The following is a 611-nucleotide window of genomic DNA, read 5'->3' as shown; positions in this document are numbered from 1 at the left end:
GGTGAGGGAGGGGGAGTCGATGACACGATCCTTTCGGTCAGGCGGAGCGACGCCGCAGACCCGCCGACACGATCGCGACGACCGTTCCGACGGCGACGCCGATGAGCGTCTCGATCACGCGGTCGCGCAGGAGCATCTCGGGCGCCACCGGAGAGGCGAGCGACACCATGAGCAGGGCCAGCGGAGTGATGAAGAGCATCGCGATGCCGTAGTTGCGGCCGACGAACAACTCGGCGCCCGCCTGCAGCACCACGGCGACGACGATGACGAGCCACGGCGGCAGGTGCAGAACGAGGAGCCCCGCCGCGATGAGCACGCCGAGCAGCGTGCCGACCAGGCGCTGCACGCCGCGGATGAGGCGCGCGGTGACGTGCGCCCCGCCGACGGCGGCGACGGCGCCGACCATCGCCCAGTACCAGTGGGTCCCCACCAGCAGCGCGCCGATCACGCCCGCGAGCAGCGCCGCGGCGCCCACGGTCGCGGTCATCTCCCACGCGACCGAACCGATCGGCGGGCGCGCGCGGCGCGGTCGCGCCCACGAGCCGCGGCGGATCAACACGAACGCGGTGGTCACGACCAGGCTCCACGCCACGCTCGCCCCGCCCACGAGC

At 73.3% G+C, this 611-nt stretch carries 1 protein-coding gene; it reads right to left on the bottom strand.

Translation table 11 applies throughout. From position 1 onward, the window contains the following. Positions 1-37: 37 nt before the first annotated feature. Positions 38-611, bottom strand: a 574-nt coding sequence (locus DBR36_RS15100) for an FUSC family protein (RefSeq protein WP_146185393.1), incomplete at its 5' end; no start/stop codon positions are given.

This window comes from Microbacterium sp. HMWF026 (genome assembly GCF_003061325.1).
GTDB classification, from domain to species: domain Bacteria; phylum Actinomycetota; class Actinomycetes; order Actinomycetales; family Microbacteriaceae; genus Microbacterium; species Microbacterium testaceum_E.
Note: the sequence above shows the minus strand (reverse complement) of the source record. Positions and strands in the feature narration are given on the sequence as shown.